This is a genomic window from uncultured Megasphaera sp. (assembly GCF_900539295.1).
Classification (GTDB): Bacteria; Bacillota; Negativicutes; order Veillonellales; family Megasphaeraceae; genus Megasphaera.
The window spans coordinates 53144-79820 of sequence record NZ_UQBH01000006.1 but is presented as its reverse complement, the minus strand read 5'-3'; the positions used below and the strand labels follow the sequence as shown (position 1 = coordinate 79820).

The following is a 26677-nucleotide window of genomic DNA, read 5'->3' as shown; positions in this document are numbered from 1 at the left end:
CAGATATGTAATCCAATTATGTCCAGATAAATGTTATAGGTATTAGTTATTTTTGGCTTTCTGTGATATCCTTAATCCATCAACGAGAAAGGAGTGATGCTTTGCAAGTGAACAAGCGTCTTTTGATATTTATTCTAATGGCAGGGGTGTTCGGCATCCTTAATACGGAGATGGGCTTTATTGGGATTCTGCCTTATATTGCGCAGCGTTACGATGTGACGATCGTCCACGCCGGGCTGCTCATCAGCCTCTTTGCTTTGGGCGTGGCCCTTTCCGGTCCCGTCATGCCTCTTATTTTCTCCCGGTTTAACCGTAAGTATGTCATGCTGTTGGTGTTGGGATTGTTTACGATATGCAATACCATTTCTGTTTTTGCTGAGAATTTCAATCTGCTTTTGGCCGTGCGGGTCATTCCTGCTTTTTTCCATCCGGTCTACTGCTCCATGGCTTTTACGATGGCAGCGGAAGTGGCCGGTGTGAAAGCGGCGCCGAAGGCGGTGGCAAAAATAAACATCGGTGTGTCGGCGGGCATGGTCGTCGGCGTCCCGATCAGTAATTTCCTGGCGGAACATATTTCTTTATCCGTTTCCATGTCTTTCTTTGCCCTTGTGACGTTTTTCGTCATGATGGCGACGGCCTTATTTGTTCCTTCCATGCCGGCAGAAGGGCGGTTGTCTTATGGAGAACAGTTGGCCGTGTTGAAAAAGCCCATGGTTTGGGCCTCTATTTTTGCCATCCTCTTCCTGAACGGCTCGGTCTTTGGCGTTTTCAATTACTGGGCAGCCTACTTGACCAATGTTGTCGGGCTGGCGCCGAACCTTGTCAGTTTGCTCCTGTTTGGCTACGGCCTTTGCACCATCTTTGGCAGCATGGCGGCCGGACACCTTCTTTCCAGCCGGGCCGAAGATACGGTGAAATTTTTTCCCTTCTTGCTGGGAGCCGTGTATCTTCTGTTCCTTACGGGAGGGGACGGCGAACTGATGGTGGCCGTCCTTACGATTTTCTGGGGAGTCCTGGCCGGTATCAACGCCAACATCAACCAATTCTGGCTCTCTCACGCGGCGCCGGAGGCTCCTGATTTTGCCAACGGCCTCTTCCTTACGGCCGTTAATCTCGGAACCATGGCAGCTACGACGGTAAGCGGCATGTTTATTGATTCTTTTGGCACGAAATTCGTTATTTACGGAGGCTTGCTTTTTCTGGCTGCAGCCGCCCTTCTTTTTTGGGGGCAATGCCGGAAGCGCAGTATGAATCCGGTCATAGGAATCGATGTATCATAAGCGCAGATATAATTAAAAAACATGACAAGACATAATATAAATGTATTTGTTATGTTATGATGGCTCCCATTATAATGGAGTCAGGATATCCCATTTGAATAATAAATGAAGCATAAAACTAAACTTTTGATGATAAAGGAGACAAGACTATGTTGAAAAAAGTAATTCAAACGACTTCGATGGCAGCTCTGTTGGCTGCTGCTATTACGGCTACTTCTTTGGCAGCCTTGCCTGACAATGCGACTGCTGTTTCTGTACCGGGCCAAACGATCCAGTTGGAACAGAAATGGGACAAGATATTTCCCCAGTCTGATAAGGTGGATCACCGCAAAGTAACCTTTAAAAACCGCTATGGATTTACCCTGGTAGGGGATTTGTATGTGCCGAAAAACGCCCAAGGGAAATTAGCCGCCATTGCCGTAAGCGGGCCTTTCGGTGCCGTAAAAGAACAGGTCAGCGGTCTCTATGCACAGACCTTGGCAGAACGCGGTTTTGTGACCCTGGCTTTTGACCCTTCCTTTACCGGTGAAAGCTCCGGCAATCCGCGCAATACGGCATCGTCCGATATTAATACAGAAGATTTCAGCGCTGCGGTAGATTATCTGGGATCTTTGGATATGGTAGACCGTGACAAAATTGGTATCTTGGGCGTTTGCGGCTGGGGCGGCTTTGCCTTGAATGATGCCATTCAGGATACCCGCGTCAAAGCTGTTGCTGTCAGCACGATGTATAATATGACTCAGGTCATGGCCAATGGTTATGAAATTACGATGGATCCCCAAGGGCAATACGATCGTGTAGCTCCGCAAAGTGCCGACGCACGGTACCAGATGAAGGAACAACTGAATAATGCTCGCTGGGAAAGCTCGAAACATGATTATACCGATTTAGCTCCGGCCAATAATCTGGACCCGGAAAAAGATATTACATCGGAAACGCCGAAGTTTATCGCCGAATATGCTGATTTCTATCGGACAAGCCGCGGCTATCATCCGCGTTCGGTAAACTCTAACCCCAATGGTTCCTGGACGACGCTCATGCCTCTGGGCCTCATCAATATGCCCATCATGGAATACGCCAAAGAAATGCGTACGCCGACGCTGATCGTGGCCGGTGAAAAAGCCCATTCCCGTTATTTCAGCGAAGATGCTTATAAGGCCGTCGGTTCAAAGGATAAGGAACTCTATATCGTTCCCGGTGCCAACCATACGGACCTCTATGATAATACCGAGAAAATCCCCTTTGATAAATTCGAACAGTTCTTCAAAGATCATTTAAAATAATATCACCGTAAGTGAAAGGCCTGATTTCCAGAAGTCAGGCCTTTTTTGCGCAGGCGTATCTTTTTGAGACTGCTAAAAATGATTTTCCCGGTAGAGGACGAGGATATTAAAAAAGTACCTTTTCGCATCATTACAGCCTTAGGGGCGACATGAATCACAGACAGGAAAGGTCATTGAAGTTTGGCTGACTTTAGGAGGTCATTTTTTATAGTAAAGCTTTGCAGATAAGGTGGATAGACATAATTTGACCATCTGGAAGGGTATAATGATAAGTGAAGTATCTGTGTTGTTGCGTATTAGTAAATTTAAGTATACAATAAAAATATGAATAAGCGCTTGATAGAAACAGTGAATGAGATGTAATAGAGGCAGGTCGTCTATGTGGAGGTCATATGAGCAGACAAAATGAGGATCGGAAAGAGCAGCGATTAAAAAGCCCGCTGCATCAAACCTTAGCCGCTGATTATGAAAGTACACGGGCCAATATCGGGGCCCACACGGAGAAAATGTCGAAATTCAATGCTCGGCAAGGGCACGGTTTTGCAGCCGAGCAGGCCAATGACTTATATGATAAGTTGTCCGGCAAAAATGCGGCTATTTTAGGCGATGACAATCGTAAAAACGGGGCCGATCGCATCGTCGACGGCACGTTAATTCAAACGAAATATTGTCAAAATGCCAAGATGAGCGTGAATTCAGCTTTTGGCCATGATGGGAACTATCGGTATTTAGATGGTAAGGGGAAGCCGATGCAGTTAGAAGTCCCCAAGGGGCAGTTTAAGGAAGCTGTCGAGCTGTTAAAAGAGAAAATCAGAGATGGCAAGGTTCCCGGCTGCACCAATCCGGAAGATGCGGAAAAACTCATCAGAGAAGGGCGTGTTACTTATGAGCAGGCCGTGAAGATTGCGAAGGCAGGGAATATCGAGTCATTAAAATTTGATGCTGCCCACGGGGCCGTCGTGGCTTTGAGTGCCATGGGAATCACCGGAACGATTGCCTTCGCCAAAGCGATCTGGAGTGGTGAAAAACCGGAAGTGGCCTTGAATCAGGCTTTAGCTGCCGGGATCCAGGTGGGAGGAGTGGCCTTCGTAGCAGAGGTTATAACGGCACAGTTGACTCGTACCCAATTAAATAATATCTTACTCAAACCATCGATCAAACTGGTTAAAATGCTTCCCAGCAATGTGCGTCATATGCTGGTCAATTCTATGAGAGACGGATCGAATATTTATGGGAATGCAGCTACTAAGAATTTAGCGAAGCTTTTGAGAAGCAACGTTGCGGCAGCAGCCGTACTGGGATTAGTTGTAACGACGCCGCAGCTTATCAGTATGTTTCGAGGCCGTATTTCGAAAGAGCAGCTACTCAAGAATCTGAGCATAACTGCCGGCGGCATGGCAGGAGGAGCGGGAGGGGCCGTATTGGGCTCTATGATAGTGGAAGGCGTCGGTACCGTCGCCGGAGGTGTTGTCGGCGGTATGGCCGCCGGGAAGGCCGCCCATGCGCTTATGAGCACATTCATTGAAGATGACGCCGATAAGATGATTGCAATTATGGAATCGGAGTTGGTGGTTTTAGCTGACGAGTACCTCCTGTCTCAAGAAGAAGCAAATATCGTGTTAGGCGATTTACAAAGCCGTTTGACGGCTGATGTCCTTGAAGATATGTTTGCCGCCGACGATCAGAGACAGTTTGCACATCAGATGCTGGAAAAAATTATTTTAAGCGTCATTTCCATGAGGGCCGCTATTTACATTCCTGAGTATGGACAGATTGTTGCCGGCTTGGGGGATTTGCTCGAAGGTTTTGAGGAAGAGCGTGATATGTCTTATCTTACGAACACGGCCGAGGTGGATACGGTGGCTATGGCAAAACGGCTCCTCAACCAAGATGTTGATAAAAGGGTTGCCGACAAGGCTTGGTATGTTATGAAGCAAAGAAATATTTCTTCAATGCAAATAGAAGTGATATTGAATGAAATGAAACATGATGAAATTCTATATAAAAGGCAAAAAGAAGCATCAGACGCCAGAATTTCAGCATATAAAAAAGAACTGGAGGAACTGCTAAATGGAAGCAAATAATTTCGTAACGGTAAAGATTGATGAAGTTTTAACGCCTCAAGAAGTCGTGTTCCTCGATAGTAAAATTGATCAGGTTATTCAGCAGTCTCAACAAAACCGTAAGGATGTGAATCGCCTTACCTTTGAGTGTATTGCTGCCCTGGGTAAATCCGAAGAGGCACAGCAAAAACTGCAAAATAAAGGTTTTCTCTCTAGAATAATCGGCAGCATCACCGGCAGTAATCAGAAGCTGGCCAATGCCGGCGGTGCACAACTAGTTACGGCGCAGTATGCTTCACAGAAAATACTGCAAAGAATGGCAGAGCAAAATGTCTTGAGCTTTGATTTGCTGAAGGCTGTGAATAATAAGATGGATGCTTCCTTAGGAGAAGTCGACCGTAGATTTGAAGACCTGTATGAAGGACTCCGGAACTTTGTAAAATATAACCAAAGCCAAGTTGTGCAGCTGAGTTTGCGCATCGATAAAGTGGAGCGGAATGTGGCTTTATTAAATTGGCAGGCATCCGTAGAATATCGAATGTATCAGGGGAGAGAATACATCGATTTGACACCTGTTGAAAAGCTCGTCTGCACAGCCAGAGATTTTTACGACATTACAAAAGGGAATTGGAATACAGGTGAGCTGTTGCTGTTAAAGTCGGCCATGGGAGCCATTGGCCTTGATGCTCGGGAAAAAATAAACTATTTAACCCTGGTACAGCATCTCAACGAGGATAAAGCCTTGAAAGATTATCTGTTGGGCGACGGGGACATCGTAATTGATCAGGCAGAACCAGAGTATTTGTTGTGCTTTGGTGCCTTGAATAAACTGAAAAAATTAGATGGCGATGAGTCTTATTTATTGGCCACCTTGTCGGAGGTAACGGGCGTTACGGATACTGAAAAACTGAAAGAAACGGTCCTTTTAAATTATATGAAGAAGCAGGCTCAAGTAGATCTGAATACAGAGGTTACGTACTATGATTTGCTATTGGACTTACTGTTCAATCTGGACCAGTGTGCTGAAGAGAGTCCCCTCATTGCCAATTCCGAGGCTAGTATGGATAAAATCTATATGGGACAAGCTTTTGATCTGGAGACAGGCATAAAAGACTGCCAGAGCCTCGGCTATGACTGGTATTTACAGGCTGCCGAGAGAGGTGATGCGAGAGCACAAAATGCCTTGGCCATTTGCTATGAGTATGGACTAGGCACAACGCAAGACTATCAAAAGGCTGTTTCCTGGTTCCGTAAAGCTGCCGATAAAGGACTACCTGATGCAATGGTCAATTTAGGCTTGTGCTATGATAGTGTAAAAGGCGTCAGGGAAGATAAGGAGAAAGCCGTTGAATTATATAAGAAGGCGTCTGAGGCAGGTTATGTCAGAGCCCAGATTAAATTGGGTGAGTGTTACTTAATGGGAAGAGGTGTAAAGAGGGACGAAGGGAAGGCTGTTGATTTGTTTAGAGCGGTGGCGGAGCATGGCTATGCCGCTGCAGAGTATTATTTGGCGATGTGTTATGAGATGGGAATTGGCGTGGAGCAAAATGAAACGAGAGCTGTTGAATGGTATAAGAAGGCAGCAGAGCAAGACGATGCTGATGCACAGAATAATTTGGGTGACTGCTATTTAAACGGAGTTGGAGTAGGAGTAGATGAGGCACAGGCTGTGGAATGGTATCGGAAGGCAGCGCAACAAGGAAATAAACTTGCGCAATATGCGTTGGGGGACTGTTATTTAAATGGAGACGGAGTAGAATCGGATGAAGAGCGCGCTGTTGTATGGTATAAGGTGGCGGCGGAACAAGGCTATGCCAGGGCACAGGATCGTTTGGGCTTGAGTTATCTAGACGGAGTCGGAATAGAAACGGATGAAGCACAGGCTGTGGAATGGTTTTGGAAGGCGGCGCAACAAGGTTATGCCAATGCGCAAAATAATTTGGGTGACTGCTACTTCAAAGGGGTCGGCGTGGAGAAAAATGAAGCGCAGGCTGTTGAATGGTATAGAAAGGCAGTGGAACAGGAGCATACTCGAGCAATGATTCGTTTGGGTATGTGCTATGGAATGGGAAGAGGTGTAGATCGAGATGTAGCGATAGCTGTCGAATTATTTAAACAAGCAGAAAGACAAGGGGCGAATGATGTGCAAGTTCTAATAGGTATATCTTACTTAGTCGGAGGAAAGGGATTAGCGAAAAATGAGGCAATGGCCGTTGAATGGTTTAGGAAGGCGGCAGCAGGGGGAGATGAAGATGCCATTAAACAATTAAATAAGTTAGGCTATTCCTATTAATTGACATATTTAAAGACCGTGATAGGTAATTTTGAAATAGGCAATTGTTCGATGATTTAAGAAGTATTCAGTAATCTTTTGATAGCACTAAAGTCATTGAGAATATGCTGAAAGGCCTGATTTCCAGGATGCGTGAAATCAGGCTTTTTCTTTGGGCAGGGGATTCTATTGAGAAAGTGCCTATTCTAAGTCACTACAGTTATGTTGGAGAAATGACGATATTAAAAAATCACCTTTCAAGCAGCATAGATGCAGTTAAGTCACTATGCATTGTGAATCGGAAAGGTGATTGAAATCGATCGTATATTTAGTGGTGAGAATCTTGGCTTAGGTGTACATGCAGGGCCTTGTTAATTCGAGGCTCTTTGCAGTTTTAAAGAGGCAACGGGTTCTTTCTGAAGGGCTATGGCGACGATAGTCAATATGACGCTGAGGGCTACCATGAAGGCGGCTGCCAGCGGGGTATAGGCCAGGCCGATATGGTCGATGACGATGCCGCCTAAGATGGCGCCTAACATGATGCCGCCGCTAAAGCCGGCGATGTTTAGGGACGAGGCCAAATCGACGGCGCTCGGTACGTGGCGTTTGGCCAGCAGCATGATGTTGGCCTGCAGCATGGGGACGCTCATGAAGGCCATGAGTCCCATTCCGGCTACATCAATTTCTACTGATTGCGCCAGTTGGGGCTGGTCGTTGCTTGTCCGGCATCATTGGGGATGCAGTGGTAGTTAAGCCACAAGGTCAGGGCGGCGACGGCGACGACGCTCCAGAAGGGCAGGCGCCAGCTGAAGAAGGAACTGAGATACGTTCCCAAGGGGACTGCAAAGGCCGTAGCGATGGTAAAGCCGCTGAAAATGAAGGCGATGGCGCCGGCGCTTTTGGTAGGCGATACTAAGCTGACGGCAACGGAAGAGGCGATGCTAAATTCCTGAGAGAGCATCGGCAGCAGTCCGACGGCAATGAATTCCGTGATGCCCGTACCAAAAAACATCATAGCCAGCGCAATCAGCGCCATTTTTGTTTTATCCATATCATGATCCTCCTGTTATTTTTGGTGATCTAAGAAACATTCCACATACATAAAGAGCCTGACTTCTCGTAACAAGAAATCAGGCTTTTTCGTGCTGTTGAGGTATTATTTTGCGTCAATCCTCTTCTTCCCTAGGTTCTGTCCGTTTCGGACCGGGATCGGCGACGATAGTGCTGTCGGCAATGGGATCCGTCGGCGTTGCAGATGCATTTTCGGCAGACACTGTACCATGGCCTCCGGAAGCGTGGCCGGAGACGGATTGGCCGTGATAGGAATAGTTGTTAGTGACGATACCGTCGGGATTGGTCGCTTCGTAGCCCCTGACGTGATGCAGGGTGCCGTCCGGTCCGGTGCGGTAATAGTCGTGGGTATAGTGGTGGCCAGGTGCCGGCGTGACGGCATCGGAACCGCCGTGCATGTCGCCGCCGTGGTGGGCCGTATCGACGGCCGTGTCGGCAGCATCGGTGATGGCGTCAAATCCGCCGAAGGCCTTGATGAAGGGCAGGCAGATGAGGATGATGAGCAGCGGGGCGACGCCCATGATGGGAAGGGCCCGTTCCAGGGTGTAATGATGATTGTAAAGCCAAATCAGGATGAGGTGGAAACCAACGGCTGCGACGAAACCCGTGAGCAGGGCCGGAATCGTTTCGACGGTCGTACTGCGAAGAAAGGCAAAGTAGAAGCCTACGCCGTACATATAGAATCCGGCCGCGACGGCCCGCCAATTGGCCGCAATATATTTCAGGCGCAGGCAGAAGATGACCACCATGATAATAAAGGCAATGGGTGCCAAAAAGGGAAAGATACTGATGAGGAGCATCGTAACGGCCGCCGTGATGACGATGTACATGATGCGCCGCCAAGTAAAAGCGATGAATAAGACGACGACGGCTATAATGGATGGGATTTCAAAGTCACGAGTCATCATATTGATGAAAACATAAAGCCAGGTAATCAGTAGAATCATTACATGAGTTCCACGGTCAGCACGTCGGGGTGCCAGGTTCAATACCATCACATCCTTTGGAAAATTTGCTTATCAATAAGCTTCATAATTACATTTAATTATACCATATATTGAATGGCAGAACATCTGTCGGATCGTTCTTTTGTCGGCTTTTTACAGCGGACAGGACGGAATTTTTGTCTTCTGAAACGAGGCGGAAGGACGATAAAAAGCGCCGCCGGTATGACAGGGAGTCTGTCGCCGGCGGCGCTTGTCTATGTTTTTTTATCAGCCTAAGATTTCAATGAAGGCCTTGACCACTTCCGGGTCAAAGAGGAGGCCCGAAGAACTGAAGAGTTCGCGGACGGCCTGTTTTTTTGTCTTCGCCCAAAATTCTGTCGACGGGTTGATGATCATGTCGTAGTAGTCGGCCACGGCGATGATCCGCGCCCCTAAGGGGATATTGGCTCCGCGCAGGTGTTTGGGAAAGCCGGAACCGTCCCAGTGCTCATGGTGATAGCGGATGTAGGGGACGATGTCCTGGCAGCAGGGGATGTTTTCCAGCATGTTGCCGCCTGACGCTGCATGGCGCTTGTACTGTGCCATTTCGGAGCGGTTTAAATAGGGTATCTTGACCAAAAGTGTATTAGATACGACCAAAAGACCGACGTCATGGAGCAGAGCGGCGTATTTTATCTGTTCGATTTCGCTCTTGGGAAGCATGAGTTTGGCAGCGATACTGACGCTGTAGTTGGCAACTTGCAGGGAGTGCATATATAAGCGCTGACTTTTTAGCTGTATGAAGTTGAGCAACTCTGCCGTAATGCCGTCCAGTGACGTCATTTCTTCACGGGCAATGCCCGCTGCTTGATTTAACGATACCATATACATGACAAACAAACCCTTTCATCTGCAACCACTTTACTCGTTCGTCGTCCGATTCGACTGGCGTACTTTTTTTGGATGACGAAGGATATTGAACATTTTGGCACTCGTCTTTTTGATGCGAGCCCCTGTATTTTTCATACGCCGTGCTGTCGTAATCTTGGACTTGCGCTTCGGGCGCATGTCGCGGATAGAGCCAAAATCACCGCGGCGAATGCTCGTCGCCTTGATGCGGTCAGAACGGAGGTTTACTTTTAATGCGCTCATGATTTGGCTCGTTTTGAGGTCGATGTTGAAACTGTAGATGTCTACTGCCACGTAGGAGAGGAGAGGATAGGCATGAATGCTGATATGGGCGTTGCCCGATCCAGCCATACATGTCAGTTCGTCGTCTATATGGAAGAAGGTAATGCCCTCAGCAGGCGCGCCTACCAGGTCGAATGCGCGTTCCACTAAGGGCTGCAAGTCTTCGGCTTCGGTAATAGAAGCTTTGCAGTTATAAAAATCGATGAGTACATGTTTTCCTAATGTGTTATTCATAAATCTCCACCCGTTACTTAGTTACAATTAATTATATACTGTTTTTGGGAACTTGTAAACCAAAAAGGGCCTCACGGGATATGTTAAAACCCCATGAGGCTCGTTTTAGTTATGCTTTGTGCTCACGAATGGGCGTGAAGGTAAAATCCGTTCCGTCAAAGCCGATGGCGACCGTATCGCCTTCGCGGATGGTGCCGGCAATAATGCTGCGGCTCAAGGATGTTTCAACGGTATGGGTAATCAAGCGGCGCAGGGGACGGGCACCGAACTGGGGATCGAATCCTTTGTCGGCCAATTCCTGCAGGGCTTCATCAGTCCAGGTGAGTTTGATCTTAATCTGTTTTTCCAGGCGCTGCCCGAGGCGGTCCAAGAGGATGGCTGCGATATTGCGTACCTGGTCTTTCTGCAGGGCCTTGAAGACGACGATGTCGTCGACACGGTTGAGGAATTCCGGACGGAAGTACTGTTTGAGCAGGTCGCGGACTTTCTGGTTGGCCTGTTCATAGTCCGGCGTTTCCAAAATTTCATGAGAACCGAGGTTGCTGGTCATGATGATGATCGTGTTCTTGAAGTTGACGACCCGGCCCTTGCCGTCGGTCAGGCGGCCGTCGTCGAGGATCTGCAGGAGGACGTTGAAGATGTCCGGATGAGCCTTTTCGATTTCATCGAGGAGGATGACGCTGTAGGGACGGCGGCGAACGGCTTCGGTGAGCTGACCGCCTTCGTCATAGCCGACGTATCCCGGAGGCGCCCCAATCAGGCGCGATACGGTATGTTTTTCCATGTATTCCGACATGTCGATGCGGATGATGTTCCGTTCGTCATCGAAGAGGGATTCCGCTAAGGTCTTGGCAAGTTCGGTCTTGCCGACGCCGGTCGGCCCCAGGAAGATGAAGGAACCGATGGGACGGTTCGGGTCTTTGATGCCGGCCCGAGCGCGGATGATGGCGTCACTGACGACGCGGACGGCTTCGTCCTGACCGACGACGCGTTTATGGAGGGTTTCGTCGAGGTGGAGCAGTTTTTCCCGTTCGCCGGTCATCATCTTAGTGACGGGAATCCCCGTCCAGCGGCTGACGACCTGGGCGATATCTTCTTCGCCGACTTCTTCTTTCAGGAGTTGAGAATCCTGTTTCTGTGCCAGGTGAGCTTCCTGTTCCGCCAGTTGTTTTTCCAGTTCCGGCAATTTGCCGTACTTCAGTTCTGATGCTTTCGCCAAGTCGTAGTTGCGTTCGGCCTGAGCCATTTCGCCCTTGACGGCGTCGATTTCTTTTTTCAGTTCCTGGGTGTGCAGGATGGACTGTTTTTCTGTATCCCATTGGGATTTGAGCTGGTTTTCTTTTTCTTTCAATTCCTGCTTCATAGCCGTGATCTTAGCCAGTCGTTCTTTGGAAGCGTCGTCCGTTTCCTTGGTCAGGGACTGTTCTTCGATTTCGAGCTGCATGATCTTGTGGCTCAATTCGTCAATCGGCGTCGGCATGGATTCGATTTCCGTGCGCAGCTTGGCAGCGGCTTCGTCGACGAGGTCGATGGCCTTGTCGGGCAGGAAGCGGTCCGAGATGTAGCGGTCCGAGAGGACGGCAGCTGCAACCAAGGCCTTATCGCGGATGCGGACGCCGTGATGGACTTCATAGCGTTCTTTCAGGCCGCGGAGGATGGTGATCGTATCTTCGACGGACGGCTGGGCGACCATGACCGGCTGGAAACGCCGTTCGAGGGCAGCGTCCTTTTCGATGTATTTCTGGTATTCGTTGAGGGTCGTAGCCCCGATGCAGCGCAGGTCGCCGCGGGCCAGCATCGGTTTCAGGATATTGCCGGCGTCCATGGAGCCTTCGGACGCGCCGGCGCCGACGACGGTGTGGATTTCGTCGATGAAGAGGAGAATCTGACCGTCGGATTTGGCGATTTCATTGAGGACCGATTTCAACCGTTCTTCGAATTCACCGCGGTATTTGGCCCCGGCAATGAGAGAACCCATGTCGAGGGAGTAGAGTGTCTTGTTCTTCAGCGATTCCGGAATGTCTCCGCTGACGATGCGGCGGGCCAATCCTTCGACGATGGCCGTTTTGCCGACGCCCGGTTCCCCGATGAGTACCGGGTTGTTCTTGCGGCGACGCGACAAGATTTCGATGGTCCGGCGGATTTCGTCGTCCCGGCCGATGACCGGATCGAGCTTATTCTGGCGGGCAGCTGCCGTCAGGTCGCGGCCGTATTTTTCAAGGGCCTTGTAGTTGCCTTCGGGGTTGTCGGTATTGACGTTGGCCTTGCGGTTGGCCTTGATGGTACTCATGATCTTGTCCTGGTGCAGGTCGAATTCACGGCACAGTTCCTGGACGTCGCTGCTGCTTTCGCTGACGATGCCGAGGAGCAGGTGTTCTGTGCTGATGTAGTCATCGTGCATGGAGTCGGCTAACTGCTGAGCCTTGCCGATGACCCGGACCATTTCCGTCGACATCGACATCTGGCTCGAACCTTGGACGGAAGGGATTTTCTTCAGCAGCTGTTCCAACCGTGCCTGGAGCATGGGGACGTCGGTCTGACATTCCGTAAGGATGGTGCTCAGCAGGCCTTCAGGCTCTTTGAGCAGGCCCATGAGCATGTGGACCGAGGAGATTTCTTGGTTGTAATGGAGGGCGGCAATCTGCTGGGCAGACTGGAAGGCTTCCATGACTTTCTGTGTATATTTTTCGTTTCCCATAAGTAAGACCTCCTTATTATGGCGATTGTATTCAGGATTAGGAGCTTTTCGCTAGCTTCTAGTATCATTATAGCTGTAAAAGTCAAAAAATCAATATGTCAAAAAGGAAAATTTGTAAATCTTTTGGAAAAGACGTTGTTGACAGCCCTCATCCTTTCCCCTACAATCGAGGCAGTATAAAGATTGTCTTCCGTCATGGGAGACCGATGAAAGGAGTCCGACGATGGACGAAACAGAACGACTGGCCTTTAGCGGCGATGCAGCGGCTCAATGTGCCATGGGAGACGATTATTTCTTTGACGCTTTTGACGCCGATATAGAAGATAAAGATGATTTATATAAGAAGGCTTTTTACTGGTACAGCCGTTCGGCCAAGGGCGGTTATGCTGCCGGTCAGTATAACTTGGGCTACCAATATGAGCATGGGTTAGGCACGGAGCGCGATATCGAACAGGCTGTCCTTTGGTACGGTGCGGCCGCCAGCCGGGGCTATGGAGCGGCTGAGAATAATTTAGGCCATCTCTATGAAATAGGGGAGGATCTCCCTCAGGATTACGAAAAGGCCCTGTACTGGTACCGGCGGGCTGCCGATCACGACGACGGCGACGGCCAGTGCAATGCGGCCATCATGTATCAGTTCGGCTACACCGGGGAACCGGATTATGAAAAAGCCGCCTATTGGTATGCCAAGGCGGCAGAGCAGGGAAATGTCATTGCCGGAAACAATCTCGGCTATCTCTATGAAAAAGGCTATGGCGTTCCTCAAGACTGGGAACTGGCTGCGCACTGGTACTATGAAGCGGCCATGGCCGGCGACGGGCCGGCGCAGAACAACTTGGGCGTCCTCTACCGTGACGGCCACGGCGTAGGTCCTGACAGCATTCAGGCGGCCTACTGGTTTGCTCAGTCTGCAGCGTCAGGCTATAAAGAGGGCATGAAAAATTACGCCACCGCCCTGGAAAGGGGCGATGGCGTAGAAATGGATCGCGATGAAGCGCTATATTGGCGAAACAAAAGTCAGGACGATTAATGGAGGATATTGATAAATACCGTAATAATCGTGGCATTGACCGGGTCGATGATTAAGGACCCGATGAGGGGAATGACGAAGAAGGCCGTCGGTGCCGGGCCGAAGATTTCCGTCATAGCCGTCATGTTGGCGATGGCGTTGGGCGTAGCCCCTAAGCCGAAGCCGCAGACGCCGCTGGTCATGACGGCAGCTTCGTAGTCGCGGCCCATGATGCGGAAGACGATGAAGTAGGCGAAAAGGGCCATGAACAAGGCCTGGCTGAGGAGCATGACGACCAGAGGTACGGCAAGGTCTGCCAGCTGCCAGAGCTTGAGGCTCATGAGGACGCATGTCAAAAAGACGGTCAGGCTCAGATTGCCCAGGACTTCACTTTCATGCTGGTAGACTTTAAAGCTGTGCGTAAAGTCGGCGATGTTGCGGATGACGGCAGCGACGATCATCGAGCCGATGTAGCCAGGGAAGACAAGGCCGATGCTGCTGAAGAAACCGCTGACGATCGTTCCGAGACCCATGGCCAGAAAGAGGTGGGCCATGGCGTTCATGAAGCGGTAGTTGTCGATGGTCTGGCCGATTTTGTTTTCAATCTTGATGGCGTTTTCGGCCCGTTCCTTATCGCCGGCTACGGCTTTCAACCGCGATACGGCGTCGGCGTTGGCCGAAGGATCGAACCGTTCTGATTCAGCCGAGCTGACCAGATGGTGTTTGTGAATCAGTCCTTCCCCAATCGGCCCGCCGATGACACCGCCGGCGACGAGACCGAAGGTAGCGGCGGCGACGGAAATGGTGACGCCGCTGTCAAGGCCGATGTCTTCCAACAAGGGACCGAAGGCCGCTGCCGTGCCGTGACCGCCGACCATGGGAACCGATCCCGTTGCCAGTCCCATGAGAGGACTGAGGTCGAAGATTGTCGCGAGGCTCACCCCGATGATATTCTGGAAGGTGATGAGAATCGTCGTGACGATGGCCATTTTAAAGACCATGATGCCGCCTCGTTTGATGAGGCTGATGCTGGCCGTGTAGCCGACACTGGTGAAAAAGAGCATCATACAGATGTTTTGCATAATCGTATCCTGCTCGTACTGCCAAAGACCCTGAGTATAGAGAATGCAGTTGATGATAGCGAATAAGATGCCTCCGACGACCGGAGCGGGGATACAGTACTTGCGCAGGACGTCGAATTTTGCACGCAAGAATACGCCGGTATAGTAAACGACAATCGCTGCGGCTAATGTTTGATAAATATTAAGATTTACAGCCACAAATAAGCCCCCTTCATATTTTACCGATTATGGGCAGAATCGATGAAATAGGTTATGAAAAAATAAAAAATACAGTACTTATGATAACAGATTTCGGGCTGTAAAACAAATATGCGGATAAAAATAACCGGATGTCACCCTTCTCCGTCCGCTTGGGAAAGATAGCAGGGGGGGGTATAATAGTCCCTTCGTCCTTGGCGGCAAGAAGTGCTGCGGAAACAGAGCGCTTGAATGTCCGTGGCCCGCATATCGAGTGCAAGCTGAGTCTGTCCTAAGGGGGACAGGCTTTTTGCTTCCTGCGTTACTTTGGTAATGATCGGGAAGGCCTTTTTGGCAGTCTTTAAAAAAGCGGCGCCCCGGTCATTGAAGGCCAGGATGCGGCCGTATTGCGGTCCTTCTTGGTAAGATTCGTTGAAGAAGTCCTGTGACGGCTGCAGTACCGTGTAGGCTCCCATGCGGCACAGGCGGCTGAAGGCATAGCGCTTGGTCTTGATGGCTGACAGGGCTTCATCATATGTCGAAAGGGTAGAAAATGCCTTATGCCAGCGATTTTCCAGTCCCTCCGTAAAAGCCGGCAGGCGGCGCAGTTGTTCCGCTGTCAGGAGGCGGCCCTGCAGGCTGACGAAGTCGTGGTAGCGGCCGTAATCGCTGAAGATTCCGGAGGTGACCAGGCCTTCAACGTCTGCGCAGATGCTTTTCGGGAAGTAGGCTGCTGCTTCTGCGGAAAAACCATTTTCAAGGGCCTTTCGGAGGGCCGAAGCACTGGTAAAAGATTGGCCGAGGCTTTTTTCGTGGTGGCTTCCCTTGCGGGGGATGGTCATCAGCGTAAGGGGCGACGGCAAGCGGAGGACGGCTTTGGCATATTCAAGGGCCAAGAGGGCGTTGGGCTGTTCCAAAAGATGAGCTGATTCCGGAAGGGCTTTTTTCAGGTCCTCGGTCTGATTGCGGCCGGCTGTCGCAGCTTTCTTCTCCTCGCCGGGCGCTTTCATTAAGGCAGCTTCAGCCAGACGGAGAAAGGCGTCGGCCGTACCGTCTTCGACGCCGCAGGCAAGGGCCGTACAGCTAAGGCGATGGGCTAAACGGACGCCGCCTGAGGCAAAGCCTTCTGCACTCGACAGTGCATAGACGGCAGGCAGTTCAAAGACGGCGTCGGCGCCGTTTCTGACGGCCCAACGGGCACGGTGCCACTTGTCGAAGAAAGCCGGTTCGCCGCGCTGGACGAAGGAGCCGCTCATGATGACGATGATGGCGGCATCGGCCGGGCTCTGCCGGCGGATTTCCGACAGTAAGTAGGCGTGGCCTGTGTGAAAGGGATTAAATTCAGCGATGACGGCAATGGATTCCATAGAGACCTCTTTTATGTTCTGAATTTCACAATGATTACAGGGAATCGCGACGGTAGAGGAGACCGGGACGGCTTGATGACAGGGGGATGTCGCGGTATAAGTTGTTTATAAGTATACGTAAGGTAAAGGCAATCGTCAATGGAGGCCGTCCATTCTTTTTGGCTGTTCGACGGGATAGCGAAAGTATTTCCATTTCATGCTTTTTTTAGATGACGCTATAACTCTTTTATGCTATAATGAACCTAGTCTGTAGAAAGCATAAATAGGTGATTGTATGAAAGGATTGAAAGGACTTGCAGCTGCGGCAATGATCACGGCTGCCGTATTGATGTCCGGCTGTGGCAGCAATACGATGCTTGAAGAATACAGTTTCGGCTATGTCCAGTTGAAGGCTGGCAATTCTGAAGTGTATGTCATGACCCCGTTTGACCTGGCACACGTGAACCGTCAGGAAGGCCAGGGCATGATGTATATCAATAATGACAAACACATTAATGTCGTCGCTGTTTCTGAAACAGCCGGCGAAACGACGCCTGTTGCCATGGCCAACGAATACGTTGCCAGGCTGAAACAGACACCGGATGTATCTGATCTGCAAACGAAGATTACCGACGCCGAAGAGAGCGGACGCAAGGCCGTTGTCGTCGATGCCGCCTACACGGAGCCATTGAACGGCCAGCCGGCAAAGCTCATCGTGCGGAGTTTCTTCTTTGAAGATAATGGCCAGATCTGGCACGTCATGTACATGTACAAAGACGGCGACGATTTGGCGAAGGAAGTAGTTGACCACGTATTTGGTCATCTAAAGTAATCTTAAAACAAACGAAAGAGGGTAAAATTTCATGATCGTATTGGTTGTAAACTGCGGCAGCTCATCTTTGAAGTATCAGCTCGTCAACATGGATAATGAAGAAGTAATGGCAAAAGGTTTGGTCGAAAAAATCGGCCTTACCGATTCGCAGCTGACCCACAAATGGAATGGGCAGAAAAAGGAAATCAAACAGTCCATTCCGGATCACCAAGTAGCCGTTAAGCTGGTCCTCGACATCTTGACCGACGCTGAATGCGGCGTCATCAAATCGATGGATGCTATCGACGCTGTCGGCCACCGCGTCGTCCATGGCGGTGAAGAATTCGCTGCTTCCACGCTCATTACGGACGAAGTCATGAAAGCCTTGGAAAAATGCTCGGCCATGGCTCCGCTTCACAATCCGCCGAACATCATCGGCATCAATGCCTGCAAGGCCATTATGCCCGGCGTACCTCAGGTCGGCGTCTTCGATACGGCCTTCCATCAGACCATGCCGGCAAAAGCCTTCATGTACGGCCTCCCGTACGAACTCTACACGGAAGATCATATCCGCCGTTACGGCTTCCACGGCACGAGCCATCGCTATGTCGCCGGTGAAGTCGCTAAAGTCATGGGCAAACCCGTTGAAGAACTGCGCATCATCAACTGCCACCTCGGCAACGGCTCTTCCTTAGCAGCCATCAAATACGGCAAATGCGTCGACACGACGATGGGCTTTACTCCCTTGGCCGGCGTCCTCATGGGCACGCGCTGCGGCGATATCGACCCGGCTATCGTCCTCAACGTTATGGACAACCATAACTATACGACCAAGGATATGGACAAATTGATGAACAAACAGTCCGGCGTTCTCGGCATCTCCGGCGTTTCCAGCGACTTCCGCGACCTCGGCAAAGCTGCCGGTGAAGGCAACGAACGGGCTCAGCTGGCTCTCGACATGTTCCACTATCAGGTCCGCAAGGAAATCGGCGCTTTCGCAGCTGCCATGGGCGGCGTTGACGTCATCACCTTTACGGCCGGCGTCGGCGAAAACGGCATTGAAGACCGCGCAGCCATTGCCGAAGGCCTGGAATACCTCGGTGCCAAACTCGATCCGCAGCGCAACGATGTCCGCGGCAAAGACGCTTTGATCAGCACCGACGATTCGACGGTTAAGATGTATGTCATTCCGACGAATGAAGAAATCATGATTGCCCGCGATACGAAGGACATCGTATCCAAGCAGTAATAGTGCCTCAAATGGAGTGAAGAATGTGAAATTATTATACTGGGATATTGACGGAACCTTATTGAATACAGGTCATGCCGGACTGCATGCCATTAAAGAAGTCCTCCATGATTTAAACGGTGCCGATATACCGATACCGAAAATCGATGCCGGCGGCAGGACGGACAATTTTATTTGTCAGCAGCTGCTCTATAAGTCGACAGGTGTCATGCCGACTGATGAAGAAGTCTTTGCCTTCTGCCGGAACTATGAGCAAAAGCTCCTGAAATGGCTGAAGCGCAAGGCTCACGAAGGCGTCATCCTGCCGAATGCCAAGGAAAATTTGGCGTTCTTCCACGGTAGAGAAGGCTATCAGCAGCTACTCCTGACGGGGAACAGCCGCGTCGGCGCCAGCCTGAAGATGGATTTCTTCGGCTTGTCTCAGTATTTTGATTTCGACCATTCGGGCTTTGCCTTCGACTACTACTATCGTGACGACCTGGCCCGCAATGCCCTGGCTATTGCCAAACGGACCTGGGGCGACGATATCGAAGCGATATATGTCATCGGCGATACGCCTCACGATATCCAGTGCGGAAAAGCCATTGGCGCCCGGACGATCAGCGTCGCTACGGGACGCCATACGTACGATAACCTGGCCAAGTGCGAGCCTTGGAAAATCATTCCGTCCCTTCCGGAACCGGAAGCCTTCGAAGCACTTCTTGAATCGTAATATAAAAAGGAAACCCAGACTCTATAAGGAGTCTGGGTTTTTTTTCGGTTCTTCGATGCGCCAGGTATTTTCCAGGACGCGGAAGTTGAGGGCGTGCCATTTCTTTTCGATGTCAGCTAAGGTAACCGATGCCGAGTAAAGCTGATTATTCTGCTTTTGGGCCTGTTTCTCGAGCTGGGAGATGCGGACCCGCTGCAGGGCGACGGTCTGTGACAAGGAAAGAACCTGGACTTGCAGCACCAGGGTCCACACGAAGAGGAGGACCGCTGCTGCAGCCATATATTTTTGACCTTTTGACAGGCTGTGCCAATTCTGCCGGAGGCGGCGGTACTGTCCGAGGAAGACGGCCTTTCCATGCTGCATCTGCTGTCGCAGGTGACGGATAGGAGAGGTGGGGTCCTGCTTTTTTTCGGCCATTATAAGTTTGAAATGACGCGGGCTTTATTGCGGACGAAGTCAAGCCACAACTGAGCGGCATGGGACAGGTAGTGGCCGCGTTTCCAGATGACGTAGAGAACGTGCATGAGTTCCGGTTCGACGAGGGGACGGACGACGACCGATTCCGATACGCGCGGATTGGCTTCCTTGGTCGGGCACAGGCGGCTCGGCAGGAGGGCGACGCCGAGATTGGCGACGACGGTCTGGATCATGAGGTCGCGCTGGCTCGTTTCAAAGATGATTTTCGGCTGGAAGCCGATTTTCTTACAGTGCTGGATGATTTCGTCGTGCAGGTTGAAGTCATCGCGGTAGAGGACCAGTGATTCGTTGGCCAGTTTCTTCAAGGGAATCGTCTTTTCCTTGGACAGGATGTTGTCGCGGTGGATGATGACGTTCATCGGGTCCTGGGTAAGGAAGAACGATTCAAAATCCTTCTCCTTCGGCTGGGTGCAGACGATGCCGAGATCGATGAGGCCTTCCTGAACGCTGATTTCGACCTTCTTGGAGCCGTGTTCGTATAAGTCCAGTTCAATTTGCGGATATTCCTGCTTAAATGCCCCTAAGAGGTTGGCAAAGATCGGGGCCCCGGTGATGGGCGGGAGACCGATGAGAATCGTGCCCTGTTCCAGTTTAAACTCATTTTCAAAGTCGGTCTTCAAATGTTCGAACATGAAGACGACTCGTTTTGCGTGGGACAGGAAAATCGTGCCGGCGTCGGTAAGTTCGACGGCCTTCGCATTTCGCATGAAGAGGACGACGCCCAGTTCTTCTTCCAGGGCTTTGATGGTACGGCTGATGGCGGACTGAGAAATATGCAGTGTTCGCGCTGCTTTGCTGAATGACTTCTTGTCTGCTACTTCGACAAAGTATTTAAGATGATGAAAATCCATGCTAACACCTCCACTAACTAATAGTGTATATCAAATAACGTTAGAATATACACTCCATTGGTATACGTTTACAAAATAGCACTGAACGATGCATAAACTAGCATCACATTCCTATTGAATTTAACATTGCTTAGGCATATAATTAACTTGTAAGATAAAGTTACAAAGTCGTTCGGTTTGTGATGGTCAGCAATTCTGAAAAGAGATATGGTAATGTGCGAATCTGTAATACCACTATAATAGTAGTACAGATTCAGAATATTAGCAATACTTTTTTTGAATATTGTCAGACCTTCCCGCTTTTTGTTGCGTTTTTTTCAATTTGGGACGTGTATGGCCGATACGTGAACAGAATGCATCGTTGGAACCTGTGCAGCTGTTCGCGCCGTCTGTATGAGATACGGCGGAACGTCTTTATAGCTTTCTTAAGCCTATCAGTATGGAATCTTCCATATTGTGTATAACATTTAATTAAGGAGCGTGTTTTATCTATGAGCAAATTTAAAACCATGGATGGTAACGAAGCAGCTGCATGGGTGTCCTATGCATTTACTGAAGTTGCCGCAATTTATCCGATCACGCCGTCTTCTCCTATGGCAGAACATGTCGATGATTGGTCCGCCAATGGCATGAAAAACATCTTCGGACACAAAGTCAACGTCATTGAAATGCAGTCCGAAGCTGGCGCTGCTGGCGCATTCCACGGTTCTTTACAGGCTGGTGCTTTGACCACGACGTACACAGCATCTCAGGGCTTCCTCCTCATGATGCCGAACATGTACAAAGTTGCCGGCGAACTCCTTCCGGGCGTATTCCACGTAGCTGCACGTGCTTTGGCTAACCATGCACTGAGCATCTTCGGTGACCACCAGGACGTTATGGCTGCTCGTGCAACGGGCTGCTGTCTCTTGGCCGAATCCAATGTTCAGGAAGTCATGGATCTCGCTGGTGTCGCTCACTTATCTGCTATTAAAGGTTCCTTGCCGTTCATCAACTTCTTCGACGGTTTCCGTACGTCTCACGAAATTCAGAAAGTTGAAGTCATGGATTTCGAAAACTACAAAAAACTCGTCGACTGGGACGCTATCGACAGCTTCCGCAAACGTGCTCTTAACCCGGATAACCCGCAGGTTCGCGGTACTGCTGAAAACCCGGACGTATACTTCCAGCATACAGAAGCTGCCAACAAGTTCTATGATGCTATGCCCGATATCGTAGCTGACTACATGGACAAGATTTCTGAAATCACCGGCCGCTCCTACAAACCGTTCAACTACTACGGTGCTGCTGATGCTGAACACATCGTCGTTTCCATGGGTTCTCTCTCCGACGTCGCTAAACAGACGGTCGAATACTTGCAGAGCCAGGGCGAAAAAGTCGGCGTTATCAACGTTCACCTCTATCGTCCGTTCTCCAACAAATACCTGCTCAACGTTCTTCCGAAAACGGTCAAGAAGATTGCTGTCATCGACCGCACGAAAGAACCGGGCTCCCTCGGCGAACCGCTTTATCTCGATATCACGGGCTTCGTAAAAGAAGAAGGTCTTAACATTGACGTCATCGGCGGCCGCACCGGCATGGGCTCCAAAGACGTTCTTCCGGAAGACTTCCTCGCCGTCTTCAAAGAATTGAAGAAAGATCATCCGCTCAACGGCTTCACCCTTGGCATCGTCGACGACGTTACCAACCTCAGCCTTGCACGCGAACCGAAAATGCCGGTTGATACGACGGGCCTTACGTCCTGCAAATTCTGGGGCTTCGGTTCTGATGGTACTGTCGGTGCTAACAAATCGGCTATCAAGATCATCGGTGACCACACGGATATGTATGCACAGGCATACTTTGCTTATGACTCCAAGAAATCCGGCGGCGTAACGATTTCTCACCTGCGTTTCGGTACTCGCCCGATCGATATGCCGTACCTCATCGACGCAGCTGACTACATCGCTTGCCATCGTCAGTCCTATGTAGGTCGTTTCGATGTTCTCCGCGGCATCAAAGACGGCGGCACGTTCATGCTGAACTGCACCTGGACTGATGAAGAACTGGAACACGAACTTCCGGCTCGCATCAAACGCGCTATCGCTAAACATCACGTTAAATTCTACACCTTGAACGGTGACGCTATCGGCCAGAAACTCGGCCTCGGCACCCGTATCAACATGGTCATGCAGGCTGCTTTCTTTGCCCTTGCTAAGATCATCCCTGTAGAAGACGCTGTTAAATACTTGAAAGACTCCATCATCAAGAACTACGGCAAAAAAGGCCAGAAGATTATTGACATGAACAATGGCGCCGTTGATGCTGGTATCAAAGAATTCCATGAAGTTAACTATCCGGCTTCCTGGGCTGATGCCGTTGACGAAGTCGTCGAAGGCCGTCCGGCTACGAAGTACTTCACGGAAGTTGCAAAACCGATGCTCGAACAGGTTGGCGACGATCTCCCGGTTTCCGCATTTGTCGGCCGCGAAGATGGCACCATGCCTTCCGGCACCTCTAAATTCGAAAAAGCAGGCCCGGCTCTGCACGTTCCTTCCTGGGATAACGAAAAATGTATCGGCTGCCTCCAGTGTTCCTTCGTTTGCCCGCACGCTACGGTTCGTCCGTGCTTGACGACGAAAGAAGAAACGGCTGCTGCTCCGGCTGGTTACAAAGTCGCTGTTAAAGCTAAATCCGGTAAAGAATACGATTTGGCTATCGTAGTCGACCAGCTCGACTGCCTCGAATGCGGCTCCTGCGTAAACGTCTGCCCGGTCCAGGCTTTGACCATGGTCCCGAACACCGACGAAGAACGCAAGAAGATGGAATTCTGGTACTATGCTACCGAAAAGGTTGCTCCGAAAGCTAACCCGCAGAACAAGAAGACCGTTATCGGTTCTCAGTTCGAACAGCCGCTCCTCGAATTCTCCGGCGCATGCGCAGGCTGCGGTGAAACACCGTATGTCAAACTCGTTACACAGCTCTTCGGCGACCGCATGATGATCGCTAACGCAACAGGCTGCTCCTCCATTTGGGGTGCATCGGCTCCTGTTTCTCCGTACACCATGAACGCTGCCGGCCACGGCCCGTCTTGGGCAAACAGCCTCTTCGAAGATGCTGCTGAATTCGGCCTCGGCATGTTCCTCGGCGTAGACAAAGTCCGCAAAGACTTGGTTGAAAACCTCGACGCTGCTAAAGCTGTCGCTTCTCCGGAACTCCAGGAAGCTCTCAGCGATTGGGCTGCTCATGCATACGAAGGCGAAGGCTCTCGTGAACGCGCTGACAAATTGACGGCTCTCCTCGAAAAAGAAGCTGCCGGCAAACCGGTTCTCGAAGACTTCCTCGCTAAGAAACAGTTCTTCGTAAAACGCAGCCAGTGGATCATCGGTGGTGACGGTTGGTCCTACGATATCGGTTACGGCGGTGTTGACCATGTCCTCGCTTCGGACAACGACATCAACGTCCTCGTTCTCGATACGGAAGTTTACTCCAACACGGGCGGCCAGTCCTCTAAAGCTACCCCGACTGCAGCTATCGCTCAGTTCGCTGCTGCCGGCAAACGCACGAAGAAGAAGGACCTCGGCATGATGGCTATTTCCTACGGCTACGTCTATGTAGCTCAGGTAGCTATGGGCGCTGACAAGAACCAGCTCCTCAAAGCTATCACCGAAGCTGAAGCTTACCATGGCCCGTCCTTGGTTATCTGCTACGCTCCTTGCATCAACCATGGTATCCGTAAGGGCATGGGCAAGAGCCAGACAGAAGAAAAACTCGCTGTCGAATGCGGTTACTGGGATCTGTTCCGTTACAACCCGGATCTCAAAGAACAGGGCAAGAACCCGTTCAGCCTCGACTCCAAAGAACCGGATTACAGCAAATTCCAGGAATTCTTGCAGGGTGAAGTTCGTTATGCATCCCTCAAGAAGAGCTTCCCTGAAGAAGCTGAAGCCCTCTATGCTAAGACTGAAGCAGACGCTAAGAATCGTCGTCATTCCTACGTCCGTCTCCAGAAGGGTTTTGAAGACTAATTCTAGTGCACTTGCTGCATGATACATAACGGAAAGGCTCTGTGTGGTGGTTTCCACCACGCAGGGCCTTTTTGTTTGTCATTTATGGGTAAGTAGTGTATAATGAATCGTGATTGGATTATCAAATTTTTTATTCTCTATCATAATAATTAGATGAACTAGGGGGCCTCTTTTATGTCATCTAAATTTGGTACGCTCTGTATTATCCTGGCAGCCTTGGCTTTTGGGACGATGGAAATTTCCCTGAAGATCGCCGGTACTGCCTTTACGCCGTTTCAGCTGACCTTTCTCCGCTTTCTCGTCGGCGGGGTATTGCTCATGCCGCTGGCCATTCGGGACATGAAGCATCACCATATCCGTCTCGATCGGTCTGATTGGGGCTATTTGGCCGTCTTGGGATTGGTCAATATCTGCTTCAGCATGATTCTCTTCCAGATCGGCGTCAACATGGCTAACGCCAGTCTGGCGGCTATCGTTTTTTCCAGCAATCCTATTTTCGTCATGATCTTTTCGTACTTCTTGATCCACGAAGCCTTTACGCGCAAGAAGGCCATTACCTTGATCTTAAGCCTCATCGGCCTGATCATCGTCGCCAATCCCGTGGACATCATCCAGAACGGAAACGTAGGACTCCTGGTGTCCTTGGCAGCCGCTGTCTCCTTTGCCTTTTACACGACCTTGGGGAAACTGCGGATAGGGAAACTTGGCGGCAACGTCGAAAATGCCTTCAGCTTTCTCATCGGCTGTCTGTTCCTCTTGGTCATTCTCATCTTCCACGGCGACCCGATCATTGCCGGGATCAACTCGCGTACCATTTGGCCGCTCCTGTACTGTTCCTTGGTCGTCACCGGCTTTGGCTACCTGTTCTTCATGAAGGCCATTGAACTTACGGGCCCGTCGAATGCCTCCTTTGCCTTTTTCATTAAACCGATCATCGCCTTGATCCTGGCGTCGATTATCTTATCGGAACCGGTTACGGCCAATGCCGTCATCGGCCTGGTCCTCATCCTCTTGGGCTGCACCATGGCAGGGCCTATTGAACACCTGCTCTTTCCGCACCGCGCTATCGGCGAAATCGCCGGCCGTACCAATCATCCGGCTTGGATGAAGGAAAATACGGACTGCCCTCTGGTCATTACCATTTCTCGTGAATTCGGCAGCGGCGGCCGCAATGTCGGCAAGCTCGTAGCCCGTAAATTAGGCGTTCCTTATTACGATACGGAAATCTTCAACCGGACCCAGAAAGAACACCCCCAGACCGTCGTCGCCTGGTGCAAGGATCAGAAGCGCCGTTTGGGGCCGCTCCTCTCCAAGGTCTACGAAGACTACGTTCACTATGCATCGGGCTATGAATCGAATCAGATGGAAATGTTCCGCGATGAAGCCGAAGTCATTGAAGCCTTGACGACGGGCCATTCCTGCGTCATCGTCGGCCGCCTGGCAAACTACGTCCTGCGCAAACGGCCGAATACCTTCAACGTCTTCATTTCGTCCGATCCGGACTGGGCCGTCCAGCGCATCATGCTCCGGGAACACATCGATGCCGACAGGGCGACGAAACTCCGCAATCACGTCAATCGTGAACGGCGGGATCACTGCATGTACTGTACGGACTCTTTCTGGGGGTATGGGGCCAACTACGATTTGAGCCTCAAATCCAGTGATTACGGCATCGTCAAGACGGCCGACCTCATCTTGGAAGCTGCCCGCCATCGCCTGACGATTTCTCACGATGACATCAATCCCGTTCATCGTGAACAAGAAAAAGATACCGTCGAAGCTGGCGCATCTGCTGAAGCACTGCCGTCGTAAGACCATATTTTTACATGATTATATGATAAAGAGGGCTATTCGTGACCTTTCATGGATAGTCCTTTTTCGGTATCTTCCTGCCGTGTTTCCGCCTTTTGAAGAAAGGGGAAGGGGACGTAAAGAGAC

The 26677-nt window shown here is 50.5% G+C and carries 20 protein-coding genes; 10 read left to right on the top strand and 10 right to left on the bottom strand.

Annotated features, from left to right (window positions below; genetic code table 11):
* Positions 1 to 146: 146 nt before the first annotated feature.
* The 4 genes from QZQ46_RS03305 to QZQ46_RS03290 all read left to right on the top strand — a co-directional run bounded on the left by QZQ46_RS03305 (position 147) and on the right by QZQ46_RS03290 (position 6919).
* Positions 147 to 1280: an MFS transporter gene (locus tag QZQ46_RS03305; protein ID WP_296826803.1), complete on the top strand. Its 1134-nt coding sequence runs from the start codon at positions 147 to 149 to the stop codon at positions 1278 to 1280.
* A gap of 149 nt (positions 1281 to 1429) precedes the next feature.
* Entirely contained in the window at positions 1430 to 2563 is a 1134-nt protein-coding gene (locus tag QZQ46_RS03300; RefSeq protein WP_296826801.1) for an alpha/beta hydrolase, read from the top strand.
* Positions 2564 to 2955: 392 nt separating this feature from the next.
* The gene (locus QZQ46_RS03295) at positions 2956 to 4647 is read left to right on the top strand and encodes a hypothetical protein (protein WP_296826799.1); all 1692 of its coding nucleotides are present in this window, start codon (positions 2956 to 2958) and stop codon (positions 4645 to 4647) included.
* Entirely contained in the window at positions 4634 to 6919 is a 2286-nt protein-coding gene (locus tag QZQ46_RS03290; RefSeq protein ID WP_296826797.1) for an SEL1-like repeat protein, read from the top strand. Before QZQ46_RS03295 ends, QZQ46_RS03290 begins: the two co-directional genes overlap by 14 nt.
* Positions 6920 to 7269: 350 nt before the next feature.
* Here QZQ46_RS03290 and QZQ46_RS03285 read toward each other — a convergent pair whose 3' ends face one another.
* The 6 genes from QZQ46_RS03285 to clpB all read right to left on the bottom strand — a co-directional run bounded on the left by QZQ46_RS03285 (position 7270) and on the right by clpB (position 13018).
* On the bottom strand, positions 7270 to 7566 hold the full coding sequence (locus QZQ46_RS03285) for a hypothetical protein (protein ID WP_296826795.1): 297 nt from the start codon (positions 7564 to 7566) through the stop codon (positions 7270 to 7272).
* Positions 7567 to 7583: 17 nt separating this feature from the next.
* Positions 7584 to 7949: an MFS transporter gene (locus tag QZQ46_RS03280; protein WP_296826793.1), complete on the bottom strand. Its 366-nt coding sequence runs from the start codon at positions 7947 to 7949 to the stop codon at positions 7584 to 7586.
* Positions 7950 to 8064: 115 nt separating this feature from the next.
* Complete coding sequence (locus tag QZQ46_RS03275; RefSeq protein ID WP_296826792.1) at positions 8065 to 8916, bottom strand: hypothetical protein; 852 nt, start codon at positions 8914 to 8916, stop codon at positions 8065 to 8067.
* Positions 8917 to 9183: 267 nt separating this feature from the next.
* Entirely contained in the window at positions 9184 to 9786 is a 603-nt protein-coding gene (locus tag QZQ46_RS03270; protein ID WP_292279405.1) for an HD-GYP domain-containing protein, read from the bottom strand.
* A gap of 30 nt (positions 9787 to 9816) precedes the next feature.
* Positions 9817 to 10320 carry an S-adenosylmethionine decarboxylase family protein gene (locus tag QZQ46_RS03265; RefSeq protein WP_296826790.1) on the bottom strand — a complete coding sequence of 168 codons (504 nt, stop codon included), beginning with the start codon at positions 10318 to 10320 and terminating at the stop codon, positions 9817 to 9819.
* Positions 10321 to 10429: 109 nt separating this feature from the next.
* Positions 10430 to 13018: an ATP-dependent chaperone ClpB gene (gene clpB, locus QZQ46_RS03260; RefSeq protein ID WP_296826788.1), complete on the bottom strand. Its 2589-nt coding sequence runs from the start codon at positions 13016 to 13018 to the stop codon at positions 10430 to 10432.
* A gap of 223 nt (positions 13019 to 13241) precedes the next feature.
* On the opposite strand from clpB, the gene QZQ46_RS03255 reads away from it, so the two are divergent.
* Entirely contained in the window at positions 13242 to 14048 is an 807-nt protein-coding gene (locus QZQ46_RS03255; protein WP_296826786.1) for a tetratricopeptide repeat protein, read from the top strand.
* On the opposite strand, the gene gltS is transcribed toward QZQ46_RS03255, so the two are convergent.
* Both gltS and QZQ46_RS03245 read right to left on the bottom strand, forming a co-directional pair.
* On the bottom strand, positions 14045 to 15307 hold the full coding sequence (gene gltS / locus QZQ46_RS03250; RefSeq protein WP_296826784.1) for a sodium/glutamate symporter: 1263 nt from the start codon (positions 15305 to 15307) through the stop codon (positions 14045 to 14047). The two genes, QZQ46_RS03255 and gltS, sit on opposite strands and share 4 nt — an antisense overlap.
* Before the next feature lie 134 nt (positions 15308 to 15441).
* Complete coding sequence (locus QZQ46_RS03245) at positions 15442 to 16653, bottom strand: nucleotidyltransferase family protein (RefSeq protein ID WP_296826782.1); 1212 nt, start codon at positions 16651 to 16653, stop codon at positions 15442 to 15444.
* A 274-nt stretch (positions 16654 to 16927) separates the two neighbouring features.
* On the opposite strand from QZQ46_RS03245, the gene QZQ46_RS03240 reads away from it, so the two are divergent.
* Genes QZQ46_RS03240 through QZQ46_RS03230 form a run of 3 tightly spaced genes read left to right on the top strand, consistent with a single transcriptional unit; the run spans position 16928 to position 19404 of the window.
* A complete protein-coding gene (locus QZQ46_RS03240) occupies positions 16928 to 17464 on the top strand; it encodes a hypothetical protein (RefSeq protein ID WP_296826780.1) in 537 nt (178 codons plus the stop codon).
* Between the two features lie 31 nt (positions 17465 to 17495).
* Positions 17496 to 18692: an acetate/propionate family kinase gene (locus QZQ46_RS03235; protein ID WP_296826778.1), complete on the top strand. Its 1197-nt coding sequence runs from the start codon at positions 17496 to 17498 to the stop codon at positions 18690 to 18692.
* Positions 18693 to 18717: 25 nt separating this feature from the next.
* Positions 18718 to 19404, top strand: a complete 687-nt coding sequence (locus tag QZQ46_RS03230) for an HAD family hydrolase (protein WP_296826776.1) — start codon at positions 18718 to 18720, stop codon at positions 19402 to 19404.
* A gap of 21 nt (positions 19405 to 19425) precedes the next feature.
* On the opposite strand, the gene QZQ46_RS03225 is transcribed toward QZQ46_RS03230, so the two are convergent.
* Positions 19426 to 19767, bottom strand: a complete 342-nt coding sequence (locus QZQ46_RS03225) for a hypothetical protein (protein WP_296826774.1) — start codon at positions 19765 to 19767, stop codon at positions 19426 to 19428.
* Between the two features lie 53 nt (positions 19768 to 19820).
* Positions 19821 to 20732, bottom strand: coding sequence for a LysR family transcriptional regulator (locus tag QZQ46_RS03220; RefSeq protein ID WP_296826772.1), 912 nt, complete (start codon positions 20730 to 20732; stop codon positions 19821 to 19823).
* A gap of 491 nt (positions 20733 to 21223) precedes the next feature.
* Here QZQ46_RS03220 and nifJ point away from each other — a divergent pair, with 491 nt between their 5' ends.
* Both nifJ and QZQ46_RS03210 read left to right on the top strand, forming a co-directional pair.
* Positions 21224 to 24739, top strand: coding sequence for a pyruvate:ferredoxin (flavodoxin) oxidoreductase (gene nifJ, locus QZQ46_RS03215; RefSeq protein WP_296826770.1), 3516 nt, complete (start codon positions 21224 to 21226; stop codon positions 24737 to 24739).
* A 174-nt stretch (positions 24740 to 24913) separates the two neighbouring features.
* Positions 24914 to 26551: an EamA family transporter gene (locus tag QZQ46_RS03210; protein ID WP_296826768.1), complete on the top strand. Its 1638-nt coding sequence runs from the start codon at positions 24914 to 24916 to the stop codon at positions 26549 to 26551.
* The last annotated feature ends 126 nt before the right edge of the window (positions 26552 to 26677 follow it).